Source organism: Methylobacterium sp. PvR107 (genome assembly GCF_017833295.1).
In the GTDB taxonomy this organism is placed as follows: Bacteria; Pseudomonadota; Alphaproteobacteria; order Rhizobiales; family Beijerinckiaceae; genus Methylobacterium.
The window spans coordinates 1,523,410-1,547,165 of the sequence record NZ_JAFIBW010000001.1 but is presented as its reverse complement, the minus strand read 5'-3'; the positions used below and the strand labels follow the sequence as shown (position 1 = coordinate 1,547,165).

The 23,756-nt window shown below is 68.7% G+C and carries 27 protein-coding genes; 18 read left to right on the top strand and 9 right to left on the bottom strand.

What is annotated here, in order from left to right:
- Positions 1-22 precede the first annotated feature (22 nt).
- The 5 genes from JOE48_RS07165 to tatC all read left to right on the top strand — a co-directional run bounded on the left by JOE48_RS07165 (position 23) and on the right by tatC (position 4,563).
- Positions 23-1,384 (top strand): SPOR domain-containing protein, encoded by a 1,362-nt coding sequence (locus tag JOE48_RS07165; protein WP_210028896.1) that lies wholly within the window; start codon positions 23-25, stop codon positions 1,382-1,384.
- Positions 1,385-1,655: 271 nt separating this feature from the next.
- Positions 1,656-2,660: a beta-N-acetylhexosaminidase gene (gene nagZ / locus JOE48_RS07160; RefSeq protein ID WP_210028894.1), complete on the top strand. Its 1,005-nt coding sequence runs from the start codon at positions 1,656-1,658 to the stop codon at positions 2,658-2,660.
- Positions 2,661-2,805: 145 nt separating this feature from the next.
- The gene (locus JOE48_RS07155) at positions 2,806-3,078 is read left to right on the top strand and encodes a twin-arginine translocase TatA/TatE family subunit (protein WP_210028893.1); all 273 of its coding nucleotides are present in this window, start codon (positions 2,806-2,808) and stop codon (positions 3,076-3,078) included.
- A gap of 103 nt (positions 3,079-3,181) precedes the next feature.
- A complete protein-coding gene (gene tatB / locus JOE48_RS07150) occupies positions 3,182-3,766 on the top strand; it encodes a Sec-independent protein translocase protein TatB (RefSeq protein WP_210028892.1) in 585 nt (194 codons plus the stop codon).
- Complete coding sequence (gene tatC, locus JOE48_RS07145) at positions 3,763-4,563, top strand: twin-arginine translocase subunit TatC (protein ID WP_210028891.1); 801 nt, start codon at positions 3,763-3,765, stop codon at positions 4,561-4,563. The genes tatB and tatC overlap by 4 nt, the downstream gene beginning before the upstream one ends.
- 14 nt (positions 4,564-4,577) lie before the next feature.
- Here tatC and JOE48_RS07140 read toward each other — a convergent pair whose 3' ends face one another.
- The gene (locus tag JOE48_RS07140) at positions 4,578-5,261 is read right to left on the bottom strand and encodes a response regulator (RefSeq protein ID WP_210028890.1); all 684 of its coding nucleotides are present in this window, start codon (positions 5,259-5,261) and stop codon (positions 4,578-4,580) included.
- Positions 5,262-5,302: 41 nt separating this feature from the next.
- Positions 5,303-6,574, bottom strand: coding sequence for a tyrosine--tRNA ligase (gene tyrS / locus JOE48_RS07135; RefSeq protein WP_210028889.1), 1,272 nt, complete (start codon positions 6,572-6,574; stop codon positions 5,303-5,305).
- Positions 6,575-6,698: 124 nt separating this feature from the next.
- Between tyrS and JOE48_RS07130 the strand changes: the two genes are divergently transcribed.
- The 4 genes from JOE48_RS07130 (at position 6,699) to ribB (ending at position 10,852) form a co-directional block, all read left to right on the top strand.
- Positions 6,699-7,832 (top strand): anhydro-N-acetylmuramic acid kinase, encoded by a 1,134-nt coding sequence (locus JOE48_RS07130; RefSeq protein WP_210028888.1) that lies wholly within the window; start codon positions 6,699-6,701, stop codon positions 7,830-7,832.
- Positions 7,829-8,443, top strand: coding sequence for a DUF3578 domain-containing protein (locus JOE48_RS07125; RefSeq protein ID WP_210028887.1), 615 nt, complete (start codon positions 7,829-7,831; stop codon positions 8,441-8,443). Before JOE48_RS07130 ends, JOE48_RS07125 begins: the two co-directional genes overlap by 4 nt.
- 197 nt (positions 8,444-8,640) lie before the next feature.
- Positions 8,641-9,741, top strand: coding sequence for a chorismate synthase (gene aroC, locus JOE48_RS07120; protein WP_210028886.1), 1,101 nt, complete (start codon positions 8,641-8,643; stop codon positions 9,739-9,741).
- 34 nt (positions 9,742-9,775) lie between these two features.
- Positions 9,776-10,852, top strand: coding sequence for a 3,4-dihydroxy-2-butanone-4-phosphate synthase (gene ribB / locus JOE48_RS07115; RefSeq protein ID WP_210028885.1), 1,077 nt, complete (start codon positions 9,776-9,778; stop codon positions 10,850-10,852).
- A gap of 9 nt (positions 10,853-10,861) precedes the next feature.
- Here ribB and JOE48_RS07110 read toward each other — a convergent pair whose 3' ends face one another.
- Both JOE48_RS07110 and JOE48_RS07105 read right to left on the bottom strand, forming a co-directional pair.
- Positions 10,862-11,479: a LysE family translocator gene (locus JOE48_RS07110; protein WP_210028883.1), complete on the bottom strand. Its 618-nt coding sequence runs from the start codon at positions 11,477-11,479 to the stop codon at positions 10,862-10,864.
- 334 nt (positions 11,480-11,813) lie between these two features.
- Positions 11,814-12,743 carry a histone deacetylase family protein gene (locus tag JOE48_RS07105; RefSeq protein ID WP_210028882.1) on the bottom strand — a complete coding sequence of 310 codons (930 nt, stop codon included), beginning with the start codon at positions 12,741-12,743 and terminating at the stop codon, positions 11,814-11,816.
- 181 nt (positions 12,744-12,924) lie between these two features.
- Here JOE48_RS07105 and JOE48_RS07100 point away from each other — a divergent pair, with 181 nt between their 5' ends.
- The 9 genes from JOE48_RS07100 to JOE48_RS07065 all read left to right on the top strand — a co-directional run bounded on the left by JOE48_RS07100 (position 12,925) and on the right by JOE48_RS07065 (position 19,527).
- Positions 12,925-13,503, top strand: coding sequence for a L,D-transpeptidase (locus JOE48_RS07100; RefSeq protein WP_210028881.1), 579 nt, complete (start codon positions 12,925-12,927; stop codon positions 13,501-13,503).
- Between the two features lie 162 nt (positions 13,504-13,665).
- On the top strand, positions 13,666-14,106 hold the full coding sequence (locus tag JOE48_RS07095) for a hypothetical protein (protein WP_210028880.1): 441 nt from the start codon (positions 13,666-13,668) through the stop codon (positions 14,104-14,106).
- A 100-nt stretch (positions 14,107-14,206) separates the two neighbouring features.
- Positions 14,207-16,210: an acetyl/propionyl/methylcrotonyl-CoA carboxylase subunit alpha gene (locus tag JOE48_RS07090; RefSeq protein WP_210028879.1), complete on the top strand. Its 2,004-nt coding sequence runs from the start codon at positions 14,207-14,209 to the stop codon at positions 16,208-16,210.
- 244 nt (positions 16,211-16,454) lie between these two features.
- Positions 16,455-16,577 carry a hypothetical protein gene (locus JOE48_RS30785; RefSeq protein ID WP_280921301.1) on the top strand — a complete coding sequence of 41 codons (123 nt, stop codon included), beginning with the start codon at positions 16,455-16,457 and terminating at the stop codon, positions 16,575-16,577.
- A gap of 19 nt (positions 16,578-16,596) precedes the next feature.
- Positions 16,597-17,028: a gamma-glutamylcyclotransferase family protein gene (locus JOE48_RS07085; RefSeq protein WP_210028878.1), complete on the top strand. Its 432-nt coding sequence runs from the start codon at positions 16,597-16,599 to the stop codon at positions 17,026-17,028.
- A gap of 145 nt (positions 17,029-17,173) precedes the next feature.
- Positions 17,174-18,019, top strand: coding sequence for a formate/nitrite transporter family protein (locus tag JOE48_RS07080; protein ID WP_210028877.1), 846 nt, complete (start codon positions 17,174-17,176; stop codon positions 18,017-18,019).
- Positions 18,020-18,076: 57 nt separating this feature from the next.
- Positions 18,077-18,361 (top strand): acylphosphatase, encoded by a 285-nt coding sequence (locus JOE48_RS07075; RefSeq protein WP_210028876.1) that lies wholly within the window; start codon positions 18,077-18,079, stop codon positions 18,359-18,361.
- 105 nt (positions 18,362-18,466) lie between these two features.
- Positions 18,467-19,228 (top strand): DUF599 domain-containing protein, encoded by a 762-nt coding sequence (locus JOE48_RS07070; RefSeq protein WP_210028874.1) that lies wholly within the window; start codon positions 18,467-18,469, stop codon positions 19,226-19,228.
- The gene (locus JOE48_RS07065; RefSeq protein WP_210028873.1) at positions 19,225-19,527 is read left to right on the top strand and encodes a DUF3253 domain-containing protein; all 303 of its coding nucleotides are present in this window, start codon (positions 19,225-19,227) and stop codon (positions 19,525-19,527) included. Before JOE48_RS07070 ends, JOE48_RS07065 begins: the two co-directional genes overlap by 4 nt.
- Here JOE48_RS07065 and JOE48_RS07060 read toward each other — a convergent pair.
- From JOE48_RS07060 to epmA, 5 genes are all read right to left on the bottom strand, one after another.
- Positions 19,470-20,291, bottom strand: a complete 822-nt coding sequence (locus JOE48_RS07060; RefSeq protein WP_210028872.1) for a YdcF family protein — start codon at positions 20,289-20,291, stop codon at positions 19,470-19,472. The two genes, JOE48_RS07065 and JOE48_RS07060, sit on opposite strands and share 58 nt — an antisense overlap.
- A 5-nt stretch (positions 20,292-20,296) precedes the next feature.
- Complete coding sequence (locus JOE48_RS07055; protein ID WP_210028871.1) at positions 20,297-20,944, bottom strand: dimethylmenaquinone methyltransferase; 648 nt, start codon at positions 20,942-20,944, stop codon at positions 20,297-20,299.
- Between the two features lie 87 nt (positions 20,945-21,031).
- On the bottom strand, positions 21,032-21,643 hold the full coding sequence (locus JOE48_RS07050) for a glutathione S-transferase family protein (RefSeq protein WP_210028870.1): 612 nt from the start codon (positions 21,641-21,643) through the stop codon (positions 21,032-21,034).
- A gap of 16 nt (positions 21,644-21,659) precedes the next feature.
- Positions 21,660-22,703 (bottom strand): lysine-2,3-aminomutase-like protein, encoded by a 1,044-nt coding sequence (locus JOE48_RS07045; protein ID WP_210028869.1) that lies wholly within the window; start codon positions 22,701-22,703, stop codon positions 21,660-21,662.
- Positions 22,700-23,755 (bottom strand): EF-P lysine aminoacylase EpmA, encoded by a 1,056-nt coding sequence (gene epmA / locus JOE48_RS07040; protein WP_312893112.1) that lies wholly within the window; start codon positions 23,753-23,755, stop codon positions 22,700-22,702. Before epmA ends, JOE48_RS07045 begins: the two co-directional genes overlap by 4 nt.
- Between the last annotated feature and the right edge of the window lies 1 nt (position 23,756).

Sequence of the window (23,756 nt, the reverse complement as noted above, 5' to 3'; positions counted from 1 at the left end):
GCGCTGATGTGAGGATGCTGCCATGACGAACGCTTCGCGCGCTCAGGTCGATCTCGACGCCCTCGCGCGCGATCTGCGTCAGGACGGTACCCGTGCGCCGCAAACCGCGGGCAAGGCGGACCCGCTGGCCGAACTCGCCCGCATCGTCGGCCAGGACGACCCGTTTCGGGCACTCCTTGCCGCCCGCGACGAGATGCGGACGGAGCCCAACGCCCAGATGCAACCCGGCTGGAACGGCCGGGTCGAGCCCAGCTTCGCGCACGAGACCCCCAAGGCGACGCCGGCCGACGCGTTCGATCAGTATCTCGCCTCGGTCGACCAGGACACGCACCAGGATGCCGGGCCCTACACGCAGGGCGGCCTCGAGCCGCAGGACGGTACCGACGGCGCCTTTGAGGATGGCCGGGCGCTGCGCCGCGTGAACCCGCGCCGTCGCCTGATCTCGGTGGGCGCGGGCATTGCCGTGGTCGCGGTCGCGGTCACCGGTGCGCTCACCTACAAGGGCCTGAGCAATTCGGGGCACGGCGGCGTACCCGTCGTTCAGGCCGACACGACCCCGCTCAAGGTGGCGCCGAAGGTCGCCGACGGCGTCGAGATTCCGGACCAGAATCGCCAGATCTACGATCCCAAGGGTAAGAAGGACGGTCAGATCAAGATCGTGAACCGCGAGGAGCAGCCGCTGGACGTCGGCGAGGCCGCTCGCGCGGCACAGGGTCCCTCGCTCGCCGGCAGCGCCCAGGGCGGCACGACGCCGGGCAACGGCCCCTTCGAAGCGTTCGGCGAGCCTCGCCGGGTCCGGACCGTCGCGGTCAAGCCGGAGGCCCCGCCCGCCCAGCCGGCCCGTGACGCGGCTCCGGCCGACGCGGGTCCAGCCCCGATCCCCACCATGGTGTTGCCCGGCGACGAACCTGCGCCGACCAAGGCGAAGCCGGTCCGGCAAGCCGCGGCCAGCCTGCCGCCGGCCATTCCCGCGCCAATCGAGGCCGCGCCCGTCGACACACAGACGCCGAAGCCCGTCGCCGTGAAGCCGCCGCCGAAGGCTGCCCAGCGGGTCGCGGCCGTGGCTCCGGCCGGTGCGGCCGCACCGGACACGACCGCCAGCACGTCCAAGTCCGACGACGTCGCCGTCAGCAACGGCCCCGTCAGCGGCTTCTCGGTGCAGCTCGGCGTGCGCAATTCCGCCGCCGATGCGAAGGCGGCGTTCCGACAGATGCAGGCCAAGTACACCCAGCTCGCCGGCAAGCCCGAACTCATCCGCCAGGCGGAGGTCAACGGCAAGACCATCTACCGCGTCCGTGTCGGGCCGCTGGACAAGACCGAGGCTGCGAGCCTCTGCAGCGCCCTTCAGGGCCAGGGCGGCCAGTGTTTCGTGGCCAAGAACTGATCGGCGGCCAATCATCAGCTTGCGAGTCGCCCGCCAGATCAGCCTCAGGCGATCCGGTGGGACCGACCGGGCGGCGCGCAACGGACGGGTGACAGAGCGCCGATCTCCGTTTGCAAAACCGGGCTGCCACGCTGCCGATCCGACGTTCTGAGCCGCGGTTTGGTCTTGCCGACTCCCCGATCCCGCCCGACTCTGCCGGCACGGATCCGGACCGCCTAAAGTGCGTGACACGTCTGTCGCGCAGCCACCAAGAAGTCCCCGAGACGTCCCGATGACCTCCCGTGCCCTGATCCTCGGCTGCGCCGGCAAGTCGCTCTCCGCCGAGGAGGTCGCCTTCTTCCGCGACCTGCGGCCCTGGGGATTCATCCTGTTCAAGCGCAACATCGGAACGCCTGCGGAAGTCCGCGCCCTCACGGACTCGCTCCGCGGCTGTCTCGGCTCGGACGCGGCGCCGATCCTGATCGACCAAGAGGGCGGCCGGGTCCAGCGGATGGGGCCGCCGCACTGGCCTGCCTATCCGGCGGGGGGCCGGTACGGTCGGCTCGACGGAAGCGCCGCGACCATCGCCCGGCTCGGCGCCCGGCTCATGGCGCACGATCTTGCCGAGGTCGGCATCAACGTCGATTGCGCGCCGGTGCTCGACGTTCCCGCACCTGGCTCGCACGACATCGTCGGCGACCGTGCCTACGGCACGGACCCCGACGCCGTCGCCGAGATCGGGCGTGCGGTCGCCGAGGGCCTGATGGCCGGCGGCGTGCTTCCGGTAGTGAAACATATGCCTGGCCATGGCCGCGCGGCCTGCGACAGCCATCACGACCTGCCGATCGTCGAGGCGAGCCTGGACTCCCTCGCGGCGCAGGATTTCCGTCCCTTCCGGGCGCTGGCCGACATGCCGATGGCCATGAGCGCACACGTTGTCTTTACCGCCATCGATCCCGAGCGCCCCGCGACGCAGTCGCGGGAGGTCATCAGCACGGTGATCCGGGGCGCGATCGGGTTCGACGGTCTGCTGATGACCGACGATCTGTCGATGCACGCCCTCACGGGCACGTTCCGCGACCGCACGCGGCTCGCCTTTGAGGCGGGGATCGATGTCGGTCTGCATTGCAACGGTGTCATGGACGAGATGCGCGCCGTTGCCGAGGCGGCGCCGCTGCTGGCCGGCCGGGCGGCCGAGCGGGCCGCGGCAGCCCTGGCCCGTCTCGATCGCGTAGGCGACGGCCTCGACGTCCCGCAGGCGCGGGCGCAGTTCGCCGCCGCGCTGGCCGCCGCCTGATCCACAGCCGTCCCTGCGGCATTCCACCGGCCGTGGCACCGCCTCTGCTTGTGTTCGGGCGGCGCGATCCCTAGGTTCGCCCGGAAATCCTCAACCGGACGTGGCGTCACGCTCTCGCAGCTGGGGGCGCACGCAGGAGGTTGCCATGGGCAGCATGAGTATCTGGCACTGGGTCATCGTCGCGGTCATCGTGATGCTGCTCTTCGGTCGCGGTAAGGTCTCCGACCTGATGGGCGACGTCGCCAAGGGCATCAAGGCGTTCAAGAAGGGTATGGCCGAGGACGAAACGCCTCCGGCCAGCCCGACCGTGACCACGCCGAGTGAGCCGGTCCGGACGATCCCACACACCGCCGAGACCAGCCCCGGGACCGCAATCCCGGCGAGCCACCTGCCCGGCGGCGAACGCAAGCCGGTCTGACGGCGAGATGGTCTCGGGGACTGTCAGGGCGCGCGCGCTCGTGTAGAGCCTGACGGGATCCGGACGCAGGTGCGGATCTCAGGGCAGCAGGACCGTCGACGACATGCTGGACATGAGTTGGGGCGAGGTGATGCTGATCGGCGGCGTCGCCCTCATCGTCATCGGACCGAAGGATTTGCCGAAGGCGCTCCGCACCGTCGGGCAGATCACGTCGAAGCTGCGCCGCATGGCGGGCGAGTTCCAGATGCAGTTCAACGAGGCGATCCGCGAAGCCGAACTGGACGACGTCCGGCGCGAGGTCGACGGCATCCGCAACACCGTCCGGACGGCGAGCTCGACCTTCAACCCCGTTCAGACCATCCGGGACGAGCTGAAGGGCGCGGTCGAGGGCCGTGCCAAGGTCGCAACCGAGAAGCTCGGCCCCGAGATGCCCGCGGCGGAGACCCGTTCGCTTGCCGACGCCACCGCCCAGCTGAAGGCTGAGCAGGACGCTGCGACGCAGACCGCGGTCGCCGAGCCGTCGATCAACCCGCACGCCGCCGAGTCGTCGCAGGATCCTGCGCCGCACGCGCCAGCCGATGTTCCGCTGCCGATCCCGGGCTCGGTGGACGATCCGTTCGGGTCGCCCGAGCCACCGGTCCCACATCACGATTCCACAGACTCGAAGAACGGCACGGCTGCCCGATGATCAGCGAGGCGGACGAGGCCGATATCGAGGCGTCGCGGGCGCCACTGCTCGAGCATCTGATCGAATTGCGGTCACGGCTCATCAAGTCGTTGATTGCGTTCGTCTTGATGTTTTTCGCCTGCTTCTTCTTTTCACGCGATATCTACAACATTCTCGTCTATCCTTACGTCTCGATCGTCGGTGCCCAGAATGCCGAGCTGATCGCGACGCACTTCCTCGAGCAGGTCTTCACCAACATCAAGCTCAGCGTGTTCGGCGCAGCCTTCCTGGCATTTCCGGTGATCGCGACACAGATCTACGCGTTCGTGGCGCCGGGGCTCTACCGGAACGAGCGCAAGGCGTTCCTGCCCTACCTCGTGGCCACGCCCATCTTCTTCATCCTCGGCGCGCTGGTCGTGTTCTTCCTGGCGATGCCGCTGCTGATCAAGTTCTCGGTGTCGCTCCAGCAGGTGGGCGTGGCCGGGGAGCCGACGATCAAGCTGCTGCCCAAGGTCGACGAGTACCTGTCGCTGATCATGACGCTGATCTTCGCCTTCGGCATCGCGTTCCAGCTGCCGGTCATCCTGACGCTGCTCGGCCAGATCGGGATCATCGACGCCGCCTTCCTGCGCGAGAAACGGCGCTACGCGATCGTGCTGGTCTTCGTGGCCGCCGCCGTGCTGACGCCGCCGGACGTGATCTCCCAGCTCTCGCTGGCGATCCCGATGCTGCTTCTCTACGAGGCGTCCGTGTTCTCGGTGGCTCGCGTCGAGAAGCTGCGCGCCGCGCGGCGGTCCCAGGAAGGTCTTGACCCCTAGGCCATAGCGCCGGCTCAGTCCGGCGCGCGCAGGCGGTAGCCCAAACCCGTCTCGGTGAGCAGGTAGCGCGGACGCTCCGGGTCCGGCTCGAGCTTCTGGCGCAATTGGCGCATGTAGACGCGCAGGTATTGCGGGTCCGACGAGGACGGCGCATGGCGCATGAGCTGCGCATGCGTGAGGACCTTGCCGGCATGCTGCACCAGAACGCGCAGGAACTCGTATTCGCGCGGCGACAGCTTCACCTCGCGCTCACCGACGCGCACGATCCGGCGCACCAGGTCGACGGACAGATCATCGAGCCGGAAGATCGGCCGCTCGCCCTGCATGGCAAGCCGGTGGCGCAGGGCAGCCCGGATCCGGGCCAGAAGCTCGTTCATGCTGAAGGGCTTGGTGACGTAATCGTCCGCCCCGAGATCCAGCGCCTCGACCTTGCCGCGCTCGTCATCCCGGCTCGAGAGGACGAGAACCGGCAAATCCGGCCAGCGTTCTCGGATCGTCGCCAGCAGCGCGTGGCCGCCGATATCGGGCAGGCCGAGATCGAGGATCGCCAGATCGATGCCGTCCGCGTCCAGCGCGGCGAGCGCCGCGGCGCCGTCAGCGGCCTCGACGACGGCATAGTCCTGCGTCCCGAGGCCGGTCCGCAGCAGCCGACGGATCGGCGGCTCATCGTCGATCACCAGGATGCGCGCCGCGCTCACGCTGTCAGTTGCCGGACTGGCGGCATCGCTTCAAGCCCGGGTCATTCCGCCCGCAGCAGCACGTGCCGCTTCTTGCCGAACGACAGCTTGATCACACCGTCGCCGCTGAGATCACCCCGTCCGAGCAGCGCTTTCTCGTCGGTGACCGGCACGTCGTTGACCCGCAGACCGCCGCCCTTGATCTGGCGCCGCGCTTCGCTGGTCGAGGGGACCAGCTTGGCGACGTCCGGGCCGAAGGCGGTGAGGACACCGAGACCGGCGTCCAGAACCGCCACCGGCACCGTGACGCTCGGCAGATCCGTGGCCAGCGTGCCTTCGACGAACGTCTTGCGCGCGGTCTCGGCGGCGGCCTCCGCGGCCTCGCGGCCGTGCATCAGAGCCGTGGCCTCGGTGGCCAGCACCATCTTGGCCGCGTTGATCTCGGAGCCGGCCAGCGCCGCCAGACGGTCGATCTCCGCCATCGGCAGCAGCGTGAACAGCTTGAGGAAGCGGGCGACGTCGGCATCCTCGGTATTCCGCCAGAACTGCCAGTAATCGTAGGGCTTCAGCATGTCCGGGTTCAGCCAGACGGCGCCGGCAGCGGTCTTGCCCATCTTGGCGCCGGACGCGGTGGTGAGCAGCGGGCAGGTCAGGGCATAGAGCTGCGGCGTGCCCATGCGGCGGCCGAGATCGATGCCGTTGACGATGTTGCCCCACTGATCCGATCCGCCCATCTGCATCACGCAGCCGTAGCGGCGGTTCAGCTCCACGAAGTCGTAGGATTGCAGAATCATGTAATTGAACTCCAGGAACGAGAGTTCCTGGTCGCGCTCCAAGCGCAGGCGGACGCTGTCCATCGACAGCATGCGGTTCACCGAGAAATGCCGGCCGACGTCGCGCAGCATCTCGATGTAGTTGAGCTTCGTCAGCCACTCGGCATTGTCGACCATGACCGCGTCGCCGGCCGCTTCGCCGAAGCGCAGGAACCGGTCGAAGGTCTTGCGGATCTCGGCCTTGTTGGCGTCGATCTGCTCCACGGTCAGGATCTTGCGCGTCTCGTCGCGGCCCGACGGGTCGCCGACGCGGGTGGTGCCCCCGCCCATCAGGGCGATCGGCTTGCCCCCGGTGGCCTGCAGCCAGTGCAGCATCATGATCGACAGCAGGTGCCCGACATGCAGCGAGGGTGCCGTGCAATCGTAGCCGACATAGGTCGTCAGGCGGCCTTCGCGCGCGGCCGCGTCGATCCCGGCGAGGTCCGAAGTCTGGTGGATATAGCCGCGCTCGGTCAGGATCCGGAGGAAGTCGGATTTCGGCGCGAAGCTCTCGGCGGTCATGGATGCCATCTCGGGTCGCGGGCGTCGCGCGACAGGCCGAGGCTCGGCGTGCTAGCTCGCGCTGGGTTCAGGATACGGCGCGCTCTTAGCAGGGCGTTGGCCGAAAGGCACGGGGCAGGTCGGCATGGCGATGATGCGCGCGATCGGGTTGATGAGCGGCACCTCGCTGGACGGCGTGGACATCGCCCTGATCGAGACCGACGGCGACCGGGTTCACGTGGTCAAGGGCCACAACAACTTCCTGGAACCGCTGGGGCCGACCGGCTACCGCGGTTATTCGGACGACGAGAAGGCGCTCCTGCGCGCAGCCACGAAGGATGCCGAGTCGGTCCTTCATCCCGGCGACCGGCCGGGCCGTTTGCCCGAGGCGGAAGCGTTCGTCACGCAGGCCCATGCCGAGGCTGTCGAGCGTTTTCTGGCGGAGCACGGGCTGCGGGCGTCCGAGATCGACGTCATCGGCTTCCACGGCCAGACGGTGATTCACCGGCCGGACCAGCGCATCTCGATCCAGATCGGCGACGGTCAGGCCCTTGCGACCCGGCTCGGCATCCCCGTGGTCTCCGATTTGCGGCGGGCCGACATCGAGGCGGGCGGGCAGGGCGCTCCGCTGGTACCGGTATTCCACAAGGCGCTCGCCGCGGCTTCGGGTTTCGACGGACCCTTCGGCATCCTCAACATCGGCGGCGTCGCGAACGCAACCCTGATCGATTCCAAGGGCGGCGTCATCGCCTTCGACACCGGCCCGGGCAACGCCCTGATCGACGAGTGGATGCAGGAGCGCGAGGGCAAGAATCTCGACGATGGCGGCCGCACCGCCGCGCGCGGGCGGCCCGACGAGCAGCTCCTCGCCTGGCTTCTGACCCACCCGTTCTTCTTTCGGAAGCCGCCGAAATCGCTGGACCGGAACTGGTTCTCGCACAAGCTCGCCGGGCAGCTCTCCACCGAGGACGGCGCCGCGACGCTCACGGCCTTCACGGCCCGAGCGGTGTCGCGGGCCCTCGACCATGCGCCGGAGGTCCCGACCCGCTGGATCGTGGCCGGCGGCGGCGCCCGCAACGGCGAATTGGTGCGACTGCTGAACTACCACCTGCGGTCCGAGATCACGACCGCGGACGCCATCGGCTGGTCCTCCGCCTATCTTGAGGCCCAGGCCTTCGCCTACCTGGCGGTGCGCTCGCTCCAGGGCCTGCCGATCACCTTCCCGTCGACCACCGGAGTGCGGGAAGAGATGACCGGCGGGGTGCTGGCGCGCCCGTGAGCCTCGGCTACGCGCTGCGGCGGGTCGTCGAGGAATATCCGCTTGCCCGACTGGACCCGCCAGCCGGACACCCCCTGGCCGCAGTCATCCGCAAGGGCATCCCCGACGAGCTGCGCAGCGCCCTCGAGCCGATCGACGGCCCGTTCTTAGTCAAGGGCAGCCCGGGACGCGGCAGCAGATGGGCGGCCGTTCCGTGGGTCGCGATCTTCGACCCGGCCATTACCACCAGCGCGACCCGCGGCTATTACCTCGTCTACCTGTTTCCGGCGCACCGCCAGGCGGTTCACCTGTCGCTGGCTCAAGGGACCGTCGCGGCGATCCGCCAGCATGGTCCAGGCGCCGAAGCCTATCTCAGGGCCAGCGGCGCGGCCCTGCGGGCGCGCCTGTCGGATGTCGCCGGCTTTCTGCCGAATGACGCGATCACCCTGGGCAGCGCCGGCGCGCTGCCGGAGGGCTACGAGGCCGCACATATCCTCGGGCTCAGCTACGATCTCGCGGATCTCGGCGACGAGCATCGGCTGCGCCGCGATCTCGCCGCAGCCGTTGCGGCCTATCGAGCCTTGAAGGCGCGGGGCGGGCTGGATCTGCCCGGCTCCGGCCGAGGCGCCTGACGCCGCAGATCGCTCCCCCGGTCGGGGTGCGCGCGCAGCGAAGCGATCCAGCGGCGGCGATCCATGTGCCGCCGCCCGGGTTTGCTTCGCTGCGTTCGCAAGGACGGCGCGGTCATGCGGACCCATCGCGTCCGCCGTTCCGCTCTGCACCGGCCGCGTTTGTGCCCTCGGCGCTCCCGCGCTAAGGCAGCGGCGCCATGTCCCACAACAGCTTCGGCCATCTGTTCCGCGTCACGACCTTCGGCGAGAGCCACGGGGTCGCGCTCGGCTGCGTCGTCGATGGCTGCCCGCCGGGCCTGCCCCTCGAAGCCGAGGAGATCCAGGCGGAGCTCGACCGGCGCAAGCCCGGTCAGTCGCGCTTCACAACGCAACGCCGCGAGCCCGATCAGGTTCGGATCCTGTCCGGCGTCTTCGCCGACGACCGGACCGCCGGCCGCCAGCTCACCACCGGCACGCCGATCGCGCTGATGATCGAGAACACGGATCAGCGCTCGAAGGATTATTCGGAGATCCGCGACAGCTACCGTCCCGGCCACGCCGATTACACCTACGACGCCAAGTACGGCATCCGCGATTATCGCGGCGGCGGGCGCTCCTCGGCACGGGAGACCGCGGCGCGCGTCGCCGCCGGCGCCGTTGCGCGCAAGGTGATCCCGGGCGTCTCCATCCGGGCGGCCCTGGTCCAGATGGGCCCGCACGCCATCGACCGCACGCGCTGGAATTGGGCCGAGATCGGCAACAACCCGTTCTTCTGCCCCGACGCCGAGACGGCGGCGTTCTACGAGACCTATCTCGACGCGATCCGCAAGGACGGCTCCTCGGTAGGCGCCGTGATCGAGGTCGTGGCCGAGGGCGTCCCGCCGGGTCTCGGCGCGCCGGTCTACGGCAAGCTCGACGCGGATCTCGCCGCCGCGATGATGTCGATCAACGCCGTCAAAGGCGTCGAGATCGGCGACGGCTTCGCGGCAGCCGCGCTCCGCGGCGAGGACAACGCCGACGAGATGCGCGCCGGCAATGGGGGCCGCCCGCGATTCCTTGCCAACCATGCGGGCGGCATCCTGGGCGGAATCTCCAACGGCGAGCCCGTCGTGGTGCGCTTCGCGGTGAAGCCGACCTCCTCGATCCTGACCCCGCGTCGCTCGGTGACGCGCGACGGCACCGAGGTGGACCTCGTCACCAAGGGCCGCCACGATCCCTGCGTCGGCATCCGCGCCGTGCCGGTGGCGGAGGCCATGATGGCCTGCGTGCTGGCCGATCACTATCTGCGCCATCGCGGACAGGTCGGGCAGCAGCCCTGATCCCGGTCCCGGCTCCAACATCTCGAGAATGCCCGTGCCCCATTGCACCGTCACCGAGGCCATCGCGGCCTTCGCCAAAGGTGAGATCGTCGTCGTCACCGATGACGACGATCGTGAGAACGAGGGCGATCTCGTCGTCGCCGCCTCGCTCTGCACGCCGGAGAAGATGGCGTTCATCATCCGCAACACCTGCGGCATCGTCTGTGCGCCGCTCACCTTGGCCGAGGCGCGGCGCCTGCATCTCGACCCGATGGTGGCCTCCAACGACGCGCCGCTGGGGACCGCCTTCACGGTGACGGTGGACGTCAAGCACGGCCTGACCACCGGCATCTCCGCGGAGCAGCGCTGCAACACGGTCCGGGCGCTCGCCAACGGCAACATGGGCGCCGGCGACTTCGTCCGGCCGGGCCACGTCTTTCCGCTGATCGCCCGGGACGGCGGAGTGCTCATGCGCTCGGGCCACACCGAGGCCGCGGTGGATCTCTGCCGCCTCGCCGAGCTGCCGCCGGTGGGCGTGATCTGCGAGCTCGCCAACGACGACGGCACCGTCATGAAGGGGCCGCAGATCGACGCGTTCGCCGAGACGCACAATCTCAAGCGGGTCTCGGTGGCCGATCTGATCGCCTACCGGCAGGCCCGCGACAGGCTGGTGGAGCGTGTCGGGCACTTCCCCGTCCAGACGAAGCACGGCGACGTCACGGCCTACGTGTTCTCGACGCCCTTCGAGACGATCCAGCAATTCGCCTTCGTGGTCGGCGAAATCGGCGACGGCCGGGACGTCCTCGTGCGCCTGCACCGCTCCAACGTCGTCGCCGACGTGATCGGCGGCGGCAAGCAAATCGATGCCGTCCTGACGCGGTTCGCCGCGGCCGGGCGCGGGGTGCTGGTCTATCTCCGGGACGGCACGGCTGGCGTGCCGATGAAGAGCGTCACCGAGGAAGGCACCGAGGCGCAGCGCGCGCGTCAGTGGCGCGAAATTGGGCTGGGCGCCCAGATCCTGCGCGACCTCGGCGTGGTGTCGTTCCGCAATCTGGCCACCTCGTCGCGGGCCTATGTCGGCCTGTCGGGCTTCGGCATCGAGCACTTGGGCGACGAGCCGCTGGAGGCGTAACGAGCGTGATCAGGCGCGGCGCGCGACCGTCCAGATCGCGGCGCCGGCCATGATCGCGGCGGCGCTGCGATTCAGCCGCCGATGGAACGCCGAACTCTGCAGGGCATGCCGCGCCCGCGACGCCAGGGCCGCGTATGGTGTCATCACGGCAACCAGGACGAGGGTGGTGACGGCGACGAGCGTCGCGAAGTCACTCTGCGAGACGGTCCGCAGGTCCAGGAGAGTCGGCAGCACCGCGAGATAGAAGACGATCGTCTTGGGGTTGGCGAGCGTCACGGTGAGCCCGGCCAGGAAGCTCGCCAAGGGGCTATCGGCTTCGCGGCCCGCAACGGGCTGCGTGCGCGCCGCGGTGCGCCAGAGCTGGACAGCGAGGTAGCCGAGATACAGGCCGGCGCCGAACCGGACCACAACGAACACGTCGCCGAGCGCCTCGGCCGCGCGGGTCAGCCCGAACACGGCGGCCGCGAGGAAGGTCAGGTCACCCAGTATCAGCCCCACGGCGAATGCCATGCCGGCCCAGAAGCCCGAAGCCAGCGACCGGGCGACGAGTGCCACAACGCCGGGGCCGGGGATCGCGGCAGCGACACCCAGCGCCAGGGCGTAGGCCAAAAAACTCGCCTGCGTCACCGGCCGAAATCCGAGACATCATCATTCAGCGCGGGAGAGGTAGCGCGGATGCATGCCGTCATCATTCCGACCCCAGGCTTGGACAGGCGCGAAACCGATCCGCGTTGGCAAACCGCGCGGTACATGACAGTTGAACCGTCTACGGACATCCCGCTCAACCCCTCATCCTGAGGTGACCGCGTCAGCAAGCCTCGAAGGCGGTTTCCAGAGATCGCAGCGCTGGCTGGAGGGCTCATTCGAGGCCAGCGCCATACTCCGGCCTTTCAGGATGCTGGGATTGGATGGGACGGTGCTCTCGTGCGTGTGCCGGCGATGCCCCATCCGGGAGAGCCGCCTACCGACCCATCAGTGCATCGACATGCGCGGCCACCGACTTGGCCAGGCCTTCGAGACTGTAGCCACCCTCCAGGACCGAAACGATCCGGCCCTCGGCGCAGCGATCGGCCAGGTCCATCAGCCGGCGGGTCGCCCAGCCGAAATCCTCCGCCTCGAGCCGCAGGTTCGCCAGCGGATCCAGGCGGTGGGCATCGAAGCCCGCGGAAATCACGATCACGTCGGGCCGGAAGGCCTCCAGACGCGACAGGATGCCGGTCTCAAAGGCTTCGCGAAACACCTCGCCGTCGTCGTTCGGCCGCAGCGGCACGTTGACGATGGTGTTCTTGTCGCCCCGTTCGGAGGCAGACCCCGTGCCCGGGAAAAGCGGCATCTGGTGCGTCGAGCAGTAGAGCACCGTCGAATCGTCCCAGAAGATGTCCTGGCTGCCGTTGCCGTGGTGGACGTCCCAGTCCACGAGGGCCACGCGCTCCGCCCCATGCTTTTCCTGGGCGTAGCGGGCCGCAATGGCGGCGTGGTTGAACAGGCAGAACCCCATCGACCGGGTGCGTTCGGCGTGGTGACCCGGCGGCCGCATCGCCACGAAGGCGTTGCGACACTCGCCCGCGATGACGGCGTCGAGGGCGTGGTTGGCCCCGCCGATCGCCCGCAGGGTCGCCTCCAGGCTGCCCGGAGACAGGATCGTGTCGGAGTCGATTCCGACCATCCCGCTCTCCGGGATCGCCGCAGCGAGGGCGTCGACGTATTCGCGCGGATGGGCGAGCGTGGCGGTCTCGAGCTCGGCCCGTGGTGCCGAGGCGCGCACAAGTCCGGCGAAGCGCTCGTCTTCGAGTGCGCGCTCGACCGCGCGCATCCGCGCCGGCCGCTCAGGATGCCCTTCCGGAACCTCGTGGTCGAAGCTGGCGGGATGGCTCACGTAGAGGGTGGTCACGACGGTCGCTCCCGGATGCGGTCCTGTCGCGCGCCTGCAACAGGAGCCGGCAATGTGCCATGGGCGCAACGCGCGGACTACGGCGCGGTGCCCACCATGCCTATGGTTCACCGAATCTTCTCAACGACGAGGCCGGGCCTTTCGCCTGTCCGGCCTCGCGAACCGAACCCGGAGAGCGGGCATGCGCATCACACCGGTTCTTGCCTGCGCGCTGCTGCTGACGGGCTGCAATTTCAAGGGCGTGCCTGATCCGGCGCTCTCGGCGCGCGATGCGGAATTCATGGCGCTGGTCCCGAACGCCGAATTCGACCCGCACTTCGCCCGCTACCAAGTGAGCGATCCGACGCATGAGCCGCCCGGCACGATCGTCGTCGAGACGAAGGAGCGTCAGCTCTACCTCGTCCTGCCGGACGGGAAGGCGATCCGGTATGGGGTCTCCGTAGGCGACGAGGCCTATGGCTGGACCGGCACGGCCCGGATTGACCGCAAGGCCGAGTGGCCGGCGTGGAATCCGCCGGCCGAGATGATCAAGCGCTGGCCGCACGTCCACGCCATGCAGGGCGGCCCGATGAACCCTCTCGGCGCCCGCGCCCTCTACCTGTCGGATCACGGCAAGGACACGCTGTACCGGATTCACGGCACCAACGAGCCCGAGAAGATTGGGCAGGCGGTCTCCTCGGGCTGCATCCGCATGCGCAACATCGACGTCGTTGACCTCTACAACCGCGTCCCGGTCGGGGCGTCGGTCATCGTCCGGTAACGCAACCGGTCAACGTCCCAATAAGCCTGCTTGCTCGTGGGGTGTTTACCTGAACTTCCGTTCAGATCTGGCCATTAACTTCTGGCAGGGAAGCCGTCCCGTAAGTTGAGGACACACAGGGACAAGCACCGGCCGCAGCAAAGGCCGGAGGAGCAGGCGACCATGACCATGATTTCCGTTCAACAGTTCTGCAACCATGCGGTCTCGGCCGGTACGATCAGCGACGAGGACCTGCTGGTCCTGAAGCGCGAGGTTCTGGCCGATGGCCTGATGAACCGCGAGGACGCCGACATGCTGATCGCCCTGGAGCGCGCGGTGATCGGCTCGGACGCCTTCGCCGACTTCCTCGTGGCATCGGTCGTCGACTTCGCCGTGTGGGGCACCCGTCCGACGGGCTACATTGACCGCGACGTCGCCACCTGGCTCGCGTCTTCGCTCAGCGGCCGCGACGGCCCGAGCCCGGTCGGCGCCCGGATCGCCATGGAAGTCGTCCGCGAGGCACAGGGCAGCGCCGAGTCGCTGATGGCCTTCGCCCTCGCGGCCAACCGCTGGATCCGCGACGCGGTTCAGCCGACCCGCATGTCCTTCGCCCTCGCGGCCTGAGTCTCCGACAAAGGCGCAGCTTCCGTCCGCGGCGCAACTGATTTATCGGGACAGTCAAGCCGGTGTGCAATCCGGCGATCTCGAAAGCAGTGCGCCAGCGATGTTCGATAAGATCCTGATTGCCAACCGCGGCGAGATCGCCTGCCGGGTCATCAAGACCGCCCGGAGAATGGGCATCAGGACCGTTGCGGTCTACTCCGATGCCGACCGCGACGCCGTCCACGTCGCCATGGCCGACGAGGCGGTCCATATCGGCCCCGCCGCAGCGTCCGAATCGTACCTCGTGATCGAGAAGATCGTCGAGGCCTGCAAGCAGACCGGCGCCCAGGCCGTCCATCCCGGCTACGGCTTCCTCTCCGAGCGCGAGGCCTTCCCGAAGGCGCTCGAGGCCGCCGGCATCGTGTTCATCGGCCCGAATCCGGGCGCCATCGCCGCGATGGGCGACAAGATCGAATCGAAGAAGGCTGCGGCCGCCGCGGAGGTCTCGACCGTTCCGGGCTTCCTCGGCGTGATCGAGTCCCCTGAGCACGCCAAGAAGATCGCCGACGAGATCGGCTATCCGGTGATGATCAAGGCTTCCGCAGGCGGCGGCGGCAAGGGCATGCGAATCGCTTTCTCAAGCGACGAGGTCGCCGAAGGCTTCGCCCGCGCCAAGTCGGAGGCGTCGTCCTCCTTCGGCGACGACCGGGTCTTCATCGAGAAGTTCATCACCGATCCGCGGCACATCGAGATCCAGCTGATCGGCGATAAGCACGGCAACGTCGTGTATCTCGGCGAGCGCGAGTGCTCGATTCAGCGGCGTAACCAGAAGGTGATCGAGGAGGCGCCGTCGCCACTTCTCGACAAGAAGACCCGCCGGAAGATGGGCGAGCAGGCCGTCGCGCTGGCGAAGGCGGTGAATTACGATTCGGCCGGCACGGTCGAGTTCGTCGCCGGTCAGGACAAGTCGTTCTACTTCCTGGAGATGAACACCCGCCTGCAGGTGGAGCACCCGGTGACCGAGATGATCACCGGCCTCGACCTCGTCGAGCTGATGATCCGGGTCGCGGCCGGCGAGAAGCTGCCGATCTCCCAGGACGACGTGAAGCTCAACGGCTGGGCGGTGGAGAGCCGCGTCTACGCCGAGGACCCGACCCGCAACTTCCTGCCCTCGATCGGCCGGCTGACCACCTACCGTCCGCCGGAGGAGGGCCAGCAGGGCGCGGCCATCGTGCGCAACGATACCGGCGTGGAGGAGGGCGGCGAGATCGCGATCCACTACGACCCGATGATCGCCAAGCTCGTGACCTGGGCGCCGACCCGCGCCGCAGCGATCGCCGCGCAGGGCGAGGCGCTGGATGCCTTCGCCATTGACGGAATCCGCCACAACATCCCGTTCCTGTCGGCCTTGATGGCGCATCCGCGCTGGCAGGAGGGACGACTCTCCACGGGTTTCATCGCCGAGGAGTTTCCGAATGGCTTCGTCCCGCCCGAGCCTGCCGGACCTGTGGCGGTCCGCATGATGGCGGCGGCGGCCGCGATCGATCATAAGCTCAACCAGCGCAAGCGCGGGATCTCCGGCCAGATGCGCGCGCCGGGCCTGTTCGCCTTCGAGCGCGACCGCGTCGTAATCCTGGCGGGTGAATCCTATTCCGTCACCGTGGAGCCGGAGGCCGGTGACCTGCTGGTCACCCAGCCCGACGGCACGGCCCTCACGGTAGCCAGCACGTGGCGCCCGGGCGAGCCGGTCTGGATCGGCACGATCGGGTCGGAGCGTGTGGCGATCCAGGTGCGCAGCCTCCTCAACGGTGTGTTCCTGCAGCACGCCGGCGCGGCCGCCGAGGCCCGGGTCTACACGCGCCGCGAAGCCGAACTCGCCGCTCTGATGCCGGTCAAGGAGCAGGCCGGCTCGGGCAAGCAGGTACTCTGCCCGATGCCGGGCCTCGTGAAGCAGATCCTGGTCGCCGAGGGCCAGGAGGTGAAGAACGGCGAGCCGATCGCGGTCGTCGAGGCCATGAAGATGGAGAACGTGCTCCGCGCCGAGCGCGATGCCACGGTCAGTAAGATCCACGCCAAGGAGGGCGACAGCCTCGCGGTGGATGCGGTGATCCTCGAATTCGCCTGAGGCCGACGGGCGTTCGGCGTGAGCGCAGTCCACAACGAGCAGACCAAGCTGCTGGCGACGGCGCTGAACAACGTCGCCGTCGCCTACGTCGCCATCGGCTTCGTGACGCCAATGACCCCAGCCAACTTCGGTGTCCCGAACGCACGGCCCTGCGGTTCGAGAATGCGGTGTTCACGCTGGTTTGGCTGTGGACGGGTTGCATCTTACCTTACGGCGCAAGGCGTGCCCTCCGGAGCATGAAGTCGTGAATTACGATTGGCTCTTCGTCACGTTCGGCATCCCGGCAAACACCGTGGTGATTGCCTATGCCGCCGTGCGTGCGAACCATCGCGCCGCCCGACGCCTCGATCCGCCCGCGGGCGGGTGACCGTTTTCGTCGCCGCTGCGTGCCCCTCTACTTCGCCTACGGCGCCAACATGGATGCCGCCGCGATGGCGCTGCGGTGCCCGGTTTCGCGGCTGATCGGCGGCGGCCATCTTCCAGGCTATCGCTTCATCATCATGCGCGAAGGCTACGCCTCGGTGGTGCGCGCCCCCGGCCGCCTCGTCCGGGGCGTGGTCTGGGACTTGGCTCTCGACGACATCCCGGCTCTCGATCGCTATGAGGGCGTGGCAGGGGGCCTGTACACGAAAGCCAGCCTCCCGGTCCGGACCACGGGCGGCGTGAAGCGCGCCCTGATCTATCGCGGATGCTCGGCCGCACCGGGCCGCCCGCGGCCGGGCTACTTGGAAGCCGTCGTCGCGGCGGCACGCGCGGCGCAGCTACCGCCAGCCTATGTCCGGGAACTCCGCACTTGGTCGCGTGGCCTCCCGGCCTGATCGGCGGCCAACTGGTACGCGACATGCTTGGGCACGACCGAGCTGGAGGGCGGCGGGCAGCACCGCGTCCTGCGGCGATCCGCGATAGCGCAGCGCGCCCGTCGGTCAACGACGATTGCCGGCCGCCTGCGAGGGAGAGTTGTGCATGTCGTATCTGGCGCCCGCCGATTTCGTGAAGAAGGCCGTCGATGCCGGTGAGGCGAAGGTCTTCATGGCGACCAAGGACACCTTCATCAGAGCCTACATGGCCGGGGCGATCCTGGCGCTCGCCGCCGCCTTCGCGGTGACCATCAACCAGACCACCGGCCAACCGCTGGTTGCAGCCCTGCTGTTCCCGGTCGGCTTCTCGATGCTCTACCTGCTGGGCTACGATCTGTTCACCGGCGTCTGCGTGCTCACGCCGCTCGCCCTGATCGACAAGCGCCCCGGCGTGACGGTAGCGGGGATCGCCCGCAACTGGGTTCTGGTCTTCTTCGGCAACTTCGCCGGCGCGCTGACCACGGCGGTCATGATGTCGATCGTCTTCACCTTCGGATTCGCCACCGAGCCGAACGCCGTCGGCAAGCTGATCGCCGGGATCGGCGAGGCGCGGACGCTCGGCTACGAGAAGTACGGCGCGTCGGGCATGCTGACGCTCTTCATCCGCGCGATGCTGTGCAACTGGATGGTGTCGACCGGCGTCATCGGCGCCATGCTGTCCACCTCCGTGCCCGGTAAGGTGATTGCGATGTGGATGCCGATCACCGTGTTCTTCTTCATGACCTTCGAGCACTCGGTGGTGAACATGTTTCTGTTCCCGTCGGCGATCCTCATGGGCGGCCACCTGACGGTCATGGACTACCTGCTCTGGAACGAGATCCCGACGCTCATCGGAAACATCGTCGGCGGCATCGCCTTCACGGGTCTGATGCTCTACTCCACCCACGTCCGGACCGGTGCGACCCGGACGGTGGCCGATGCCGGGCTCCGTCGCCCCATCGCAGCCGAATAGGACGACACGGGCCCGTGCGCTCGCCGCGCGGGCTCCGTTCGGCAGGTAAAGGCTTGGATGAGCGAGATACGGACGGTCGCCGTCGTCATCACAGGTCGCGTGCAGGGCGTGTCGTACCGGGCCTGGACCCAAGCCGAGGCCCGTGCGCGCAATCTCGTCGGCACCGTGCGCAACCGCAACGACGGTGCGGTTGAGGCCGTGTTCCGCGGACCGAGCGAGGCCGTGGCACAAATGGAGACGCTGTGCTGGTCCGGGCCGCCCGGCGCCCGGGTCACCGACGTCACGGTTCGGACGTGCGACGACGTCCCTAGCGTGAGCGGCTTCGAGATCCTGCGCGGCTGACGGCCAAGTCTCGGCGGGCTTGACGGCCGCACCGGGCGGGTTCTGCATCGGCATGCGGGCTGGTATGGCATCGCGCCCCACCGTCGAGCCCGCGATCCGGAGACCATGCCCGACCTGACCGCCGGAAGTGCCGCCTTCTCCCCCCTCGATCTCGGGGCCCTCGTCTATTTCATCGTGGCCTGGATGGCGTACGGGCTCTCCGTCGGGCGTCTTCGCGGGCGCATGGTGTCGTTGAGCCAGATCATGAACGGCCATCGCTCCAACTGGGCGCGGCAGGTGATCAGCCGCGACAACCGCGTCGTCGACACCCAGATCAACGCCTCGCTGCAGAACGGCACCGCCTTCTTCGCATCGACCTCCCTGATCGCCCTCGGATCGGTTCTGACCCTGTCGCGCTCCGGCGACGATGTGCTGAACCTCTTCGCGACGCTCCCATTCGGGACTATGGCGAACCGGCTGACCTGGGAGCTGAAGGTCGCGGGGCTGGCGCTGGTCTTCGTCTACGCCTTCTTCAAGTTCGCCTGGGCCTACAGGCTGTTCAATTACGCGGCGATCCTGCTGGGCACCGTGCCGTCGAAGGGTTCCGGCGCGAGCGAAGCCGAGATGCTGCGGGCGGTCCGACGCCTGGCCGCGATGAATGTCAGCGCCGGCCGGCATTTCGCGCGGGGACAGCGGGCCTTCTTCTTCGCGCTTGCCTATCTCGGCTGGTTCGTCAGTCCCTACGTGCTCATCGTCTCGACATCCGCGGTCGTGATCATCATGTGGCGCCGTCAGTTCGCCTCGGAGATCCGCAACACGTTGCTCGAAGTCGGGGAAGGCCCGCACGAGGGACCCCTCGGAGCTTCGGCGGAACAGGCACGGACATGACCGATACGAAACCCGACGACGCAGCCATCGAGACTGCGATGCTCGGCCTGGTGACCGAGCGTGGCGCGGACAAGACCGTCTGCCCCTCGGAAGTTGCCCGGGCTCTGGGCGGCCCGCATCCCGACGGGTGGGGGCCCCTGATGCAACCGGTGCGCCGGGTCGCCGTGCGCCTCGCCCATGCCGGCCGGATCGCGATCCTGCGGAAGGGCAAACCCGTGGATCCGGACGATTTCCGCGGAATCTATCGGTTGGCGCTGCCCGCCGGATCCTCGGGACCCGGCAGCCAATCCGGCGTGTAGCCGGACCACCGATAGACGACGAGCCCGATCCACTCCTTCACGGCCAGATCGAGCTGAAACAATCCGTCCGAGGCAAAACCGTTGAAGCGCGTCAGGTCGCCCCAACCGCGTGTCCGGTAGTCGACCGGGAAGGCGTCCACTATGAAGCCGGCCTGCCGGAAGCAGCCGACGGCGCGGGGCATGTGCCAGGCCGACGTTACGAGCAGCCAGCGCTCCCCGGGCTTCGGCTGGACGAGGGATGCCGAGAAGGCGGCGTTCTCCTGGGTGTTGCGGGAGCGGTTCTCCAGGATCAGGCGGGTGCGCGGGACGCCGATGACATCCGCTTGGCGACTGAGGATGTCGGCTTCCGCGATGCCGCCACGGATGAAGCCACTGCCCCCCGAGAAGACGAGCCGCGCTGTCGGGAAGCGGCGCGCCAAGTCGGCGAGGTAGATCGGCCGCTCGGCCGCATCGTTGAAGACGATCTGATCGCGCGCCTCGGACAGGCCGGCTTCGATGCCGCCGCCCAGGACGATAATGCCGGCCGGGGCAGGTCCGTCTGGCGGATAGGCGGGAAAGCGCTGCTCCAGCGGAAGCAGCATCGCTTCCGACAGCGGCGACAATCCACCGAGCGCAAGGCCGAGGCCCCCGACGACGGCGAGGCCGAACCCGGTGCGGCGCAGGCGGGTTGCTGCGAGCAGCAGAAGACCGGCCAGAACGGCGAAGATGAAGGCGTTCGACGGGGTGATCACGAAGTAGATCACCTTCGAGAGCGGGAAGAACACTGCGGTCAGGCCGGCTTCGTCTCGGCCTCGAACCGGGCCCGGGCCGCGGCGTCCGGCGGCAGCAGGGTCGCGAGGCTCGCGCCCTTCTCGACCTCGCGCTGGATCCACAGATCGAGGCGCTGCTGTTCCACCGCCTCCAGGGCGATCTGTTCGGCGAGCCTGGCGGGTACCGCGACGATGCCACCGTCCGCGCAGACCACGACGTCGCCCGGATGGATCGCGGCACCTCCGCAGGAGACCGGCTGCTGCGTGCCGACCAGCGCGAGCGTTCCGATCGCGGCTTCAGGCATAGACCAGACGGGCAGCCCAACCTCGGCCGGGAGGGCACCGTCGGTCACCAGGCCCGCGACCCCACCCTGCGCGAGACGCGCCGCCAGGATGGATCCGAACGGCAGGGCCAGTCCGGAATTGGCCGCGTCGATCACCACGATGGCGCCTTCGGGAATCGCGTCGATCGCCGCCGCCAGATCGCCCACGGCATCGTCGCGCGCCGGGATCATCCGCAACGTGTAGGCGGTCCCGATCGCGCGCCCACCACGTCCGGTCAACCCCTGGGCGCTATGGGCCTTCACTCCGGCCCGAGTCAGGGCCCGGGCGAGACTCGCCGGCGTCACGGCGGATAGCGCGTCGCGCAGGGTCGGGTCGATTGCCATCAGGGACTCCGTGAAATGCAGCCCCCGTTCCGGCGGCGCTCCGCCAAGGTGGATCTCACGGGCCCTTCGACAAGCCCGGCCTCGATCTCAGCCGATGGGTTCGCCGAGTGCCCGGGCAGCGGCCGGCCGGGCTGCAATGCGCGTGTACCAGCGGCGCAGGGCCGGGCGCTCGACCCGCTCCGCAGGAAGGTTCAACCAGCGATGGGCCGCGCAGCCGAGGGCGATGTCGGCGATACCGAACCGCTCGCCGACCACGTAGGTCCGATCGGCGAGATGGGCGTCGAGGATCGCGGCCATCGCCTCGCTCTTCCTCAGCGAATTCGCAACCAGCGCGCGATCGGGTTCGGCCGCGCGGAAGAGCTGCCAGAACGCGTCGCGCATCGCGGGCGTGAAGCTCGTGGCCTGCCAATCGGCCCATTGCTCGACATGGGCGCGCATATGCGGATCGGCCGGGAGCGCGAGGGCAGGGGCGACGACGGCCAGATAGCGCAGGATGGCGTTCGACTCCCAGAGAGCGAAGCCGTCCTCCTCCAGGGTCGGGACGAGCCCGTTCGGGTTCATCGCGCGGTAAGCGGGATCGTCGACCACGCCATGGGCACCGCCGGCCTCCACGCGCTCGTAATCCAGCCCGGCCTCGTCCAGCGCCCAGACCGCCTTCTGCACGTTCACCGAAGTGAGGCGTCCCCAAAGCCTGCGCATCGTCAAACGATCTCCATTACGCCTTCGGTGGATAGGGATGTTCGCAACCGTTCGGGTCCGTCACCCGGGCGCCGTCGCCGGTCTCGCGCAGGTAGTTCGGTCCGACCGGCACCTTGCCGTGGCCGCCTGGGATGTCGAGCACGTAGGTCGGTTGGGCGAGGCCCGAGAGGCGCCCGCGGAGCGCGCGCATCAGGTCCTGCCCTTCCGCCAAGCCGGTGCGCATGTGTCCCGTGCCCGGGGCGAGATCGCCCTGGTGCAGGTAGTAGGGCTTGATCCGGTTCTCCACGAAGGTCCGCATGAGAGCCTCAAGTGTCGCCGCGTCGTCGTTGATGCCGCGCAGCAGCACGGATTGGCTGACCATGGGGATGCCGGCATCAACCAGCCTGGCACAGGCTGCGCGGGCAGCGGATGTGAACTCGCGCGGGTGGTTGGCGTGCAGGGCCACGAACACCGCGCCCTCGAAGCGTTGCAGCGCGTGGACGAGGGTGTCGGTGACCAGTTCGGGCTTCACCACGGGCACGCGCGTGTGAAGCCGCATCACGCGCACATGATCGATGCGCGACAGGCGCTGCGCGATGGTTCCGAGCCGCCGGCACGAGAGCGCGAACGGGTCGCCGCCGGTGAGGACCACCTCCCAGATGCGCGGATCCCGCTCGATATACGCCAGGGCCACGTCGAGTTCGGCCTCGGTCAAGGTCCCGAGCCCCTCCGGTCCGACCATCTCCCGGCGGAAGCAGAAGCGGCAATAGACCGGGCAGATATGCAGCGGCTTCAGGAGCACGCGGTCGGGGTAGCGGTGGACGATGCCGGCCACGGGCGCGTGGGCCGCGTCGCCGATCGGGTCGGCGCGCTCCTCCGGGACCGTCGTGCACTCCCGGGGATCCGGGATGAACTGGCGGGCGATCGGGTCTTCGGGATCAGCGGGGTCGATCAGCTCGGCCATGTCGGCCGTCACCGAGACGGCGTAGCGCGCGAGCACCGCCCGCAACGCCTCGGTCTCAGCAGCCGAGATCAGGCCTGCTTCCGCCAGATCTTCGGCGCTCCGGAGAACACGGTTCACGGCGCCGTCTCCGCGACAGGGGTCCAGATCACGTCCTCAACGCGGGTCCGGCCGCAGGCCAGCATCGCCAGCCGGTCGAATCCGAGCGCGATGCCGGAGGCCTCCGGCATGACGGCCAGCGCGGCGAGAAACTCGTCGTCGATCGGATACGCCTCACCGTAGACGCGGAGCTTCTCCGCCATCTCCGCCTCGAAGCGGCGCCGCTGCTCGACCGGATCGGTGAGCTCACCGAAGGCGTTGGCGAGTTCGACCCCGCAGGCGTAGAGTTCGAAGCGCTCGGCGACACGGGGATCGTGCGGGGCCGGCCGGGCGAGGGCCGCCTCGCTGACCGGGTATTCGCACAGAAAGGTCGGCCGCCCGACGCCCAGATGCGGCTCGATCCGCGCGACCAGCACACGGGAGACCAGATCGGCCCAGGTATCGTCCGCGGCGACTCGCAGGTCCGCGCCCGTCACGGCGACAGCGAGTCCATCGCGGTCCGTCTCACCGCTCCGCGCGACGGTGGCGAGGAGGTCGATGCCGGCGAAACGGTCGAACGCCTCGGCCAGCGTCAATTGCTCCGGTTGGGCAAACGGGTCGGCCTCCCGGCCGCGATAGGTGAAGCGGCGCAGGCCGGCCGTCTCGGCCGCGAGTTTCAGCAGATCGGCGCAGTCCTCCATCAGCACGCGGTAGGGCGCGCCGACGCGGTACCATTCCACCATCGTGAATTCTGGGTGATGCAGCGGCCCGCGCTCACGGTTGCGGAACACGCGTGCGACACTGAACAGCCGCGTCTCGCCGGCAGCCAGCAGCTTCTTGCAGGCGAATTCCGGCGACGTGTGCAGAAACAGGGGCGTCCGTGTCCCGCTTGCCCCGATGGCCTCGGTGGCGAAAGCCGACAGATGTGCCTCGTTGCCCGGTGAGACCTGAAGGCAGGCCGCGTCGGCCTCGACGAAGTCCCGCGCGCTGAACCAATCCCGGAACGCCGACAGGATCCGGTTGCGCATGAGAAGCGCCGGCCGGCGATCGGCATGGCGCTCGGGCGACCACCAATCGATACCCTGCGCCGTCACG

Coding starts and splice junctions, on each gene's coding strand:
- JOE48_RS07155 (WP_210028893.1), top strand. CDS start 2,806: ATGGGCAGCATGAGTATCTGGCACTGGGTCATCGTCGCGGTCATCGTG.
- JOE48_RS07050 (WP_210028870.1), bottom strand. CDS start 21,643: ATGCGCAGGCTTTGGGGACGCCTCACTTCGGTGAACGTGCAGAAGGCG.
- JOE48_RS07070 (WP_210028874.1), top strand. CDS start 18,467: ATGCCCGACCTGACCGCCGGAAGTGCCGCCTTCTCCCCCCTCGATCTC.
- JOE48_RS07055 (WP_210028871.1), bottom strand. CDS start 20,944: ATGGCAATCGACCCGACCCTGCGCGACGCGCTATCCGCCGTGACGCCG.
- JOE48_RS07065 (WP_210028873.1), top strand. CDS start 19,225: ATGACCGATACGAAACCCGACGACGCAGCCATCGAGACTGCGATGCTC.
- JOE48_RS07100 (WP_210028881.1), top strand. CDS start 12,925: ATGCGCATCACACCGGTTCTTGCCTGCGCGCTGCTGCTGACGGGCTGC.
- tatB (WP_210028892.1), top strand. CDS start 3,182: ATGCTGGACATGAGTTGGGGCGAGGTGATGCTGATCGGCGGCGTCGCC.
- JOE48_RS07165 (WP_210028896.1), top strand. CDS start 23: ATGACGAACGCTTCGCGCGCTCAGGTCGATCTCGACGCCCTCGCGCGC.
- tatC (WP_210028891.1), top strand. CDS start 3,763: ATGATCAGCGAGGCGGACGAGGCCGATATCGAGGCGTCGCGGGCGCCA.
- JOE48_RS07090 (WP_210028879.1), top strand. CDS start 14,207: ATGTTCGATAAGATCCTGATTGCCAACCGCGGCGAGATCGCCTGCCGG.
- aroC (WP_210028886.1), top strand. CDS start 8,641: ATGTCCCACAACAGCTTCGGCCATCTGTTCCGCGTCACGACCTTCGGC.
- JOE48_RS07075 (WP_210028876.1), top strand. CDS start 18,077: ATGAGCGAGATACGGACGGTCGCCGTCGTCATCACAGGTCGCGTGCAG.
- JOE48_RS07095 (WP_210028880.1), top strand. CDS start 13,666: ATGACCATGATTTCCGTTCAACAGTTCTGCAACCATGCGGTCTCGGCC.
- tyrS (WP_210028889.1), bottom strand. CDS start 6,574: ATGACCGCCGAGAGCTTCGCGCCGAAATCCGACTTCCTCCGGATCCTG.
- JOE48_RS07130 (WP_210028888.1), top strand. CDS start 6,699: ATGGCGATGATGCGCGCGATCGGGTTGATGAGCGGCACCTCGCTGGAC.
- nagZ (WP_210028894.1), top strand. CDS start 1,656: ATGACCTCCCGTGCCCTGATCCTCGGCTGCGCCGGCAAGTCGCTCTCC.
- JOE48_RS07080 (WP_210028877.1), top strand. CDS start 17,174: ATGTCGTATCTGGCGCCCGCCGATTTCGTGAAGAAGGCCGTCGATGCC.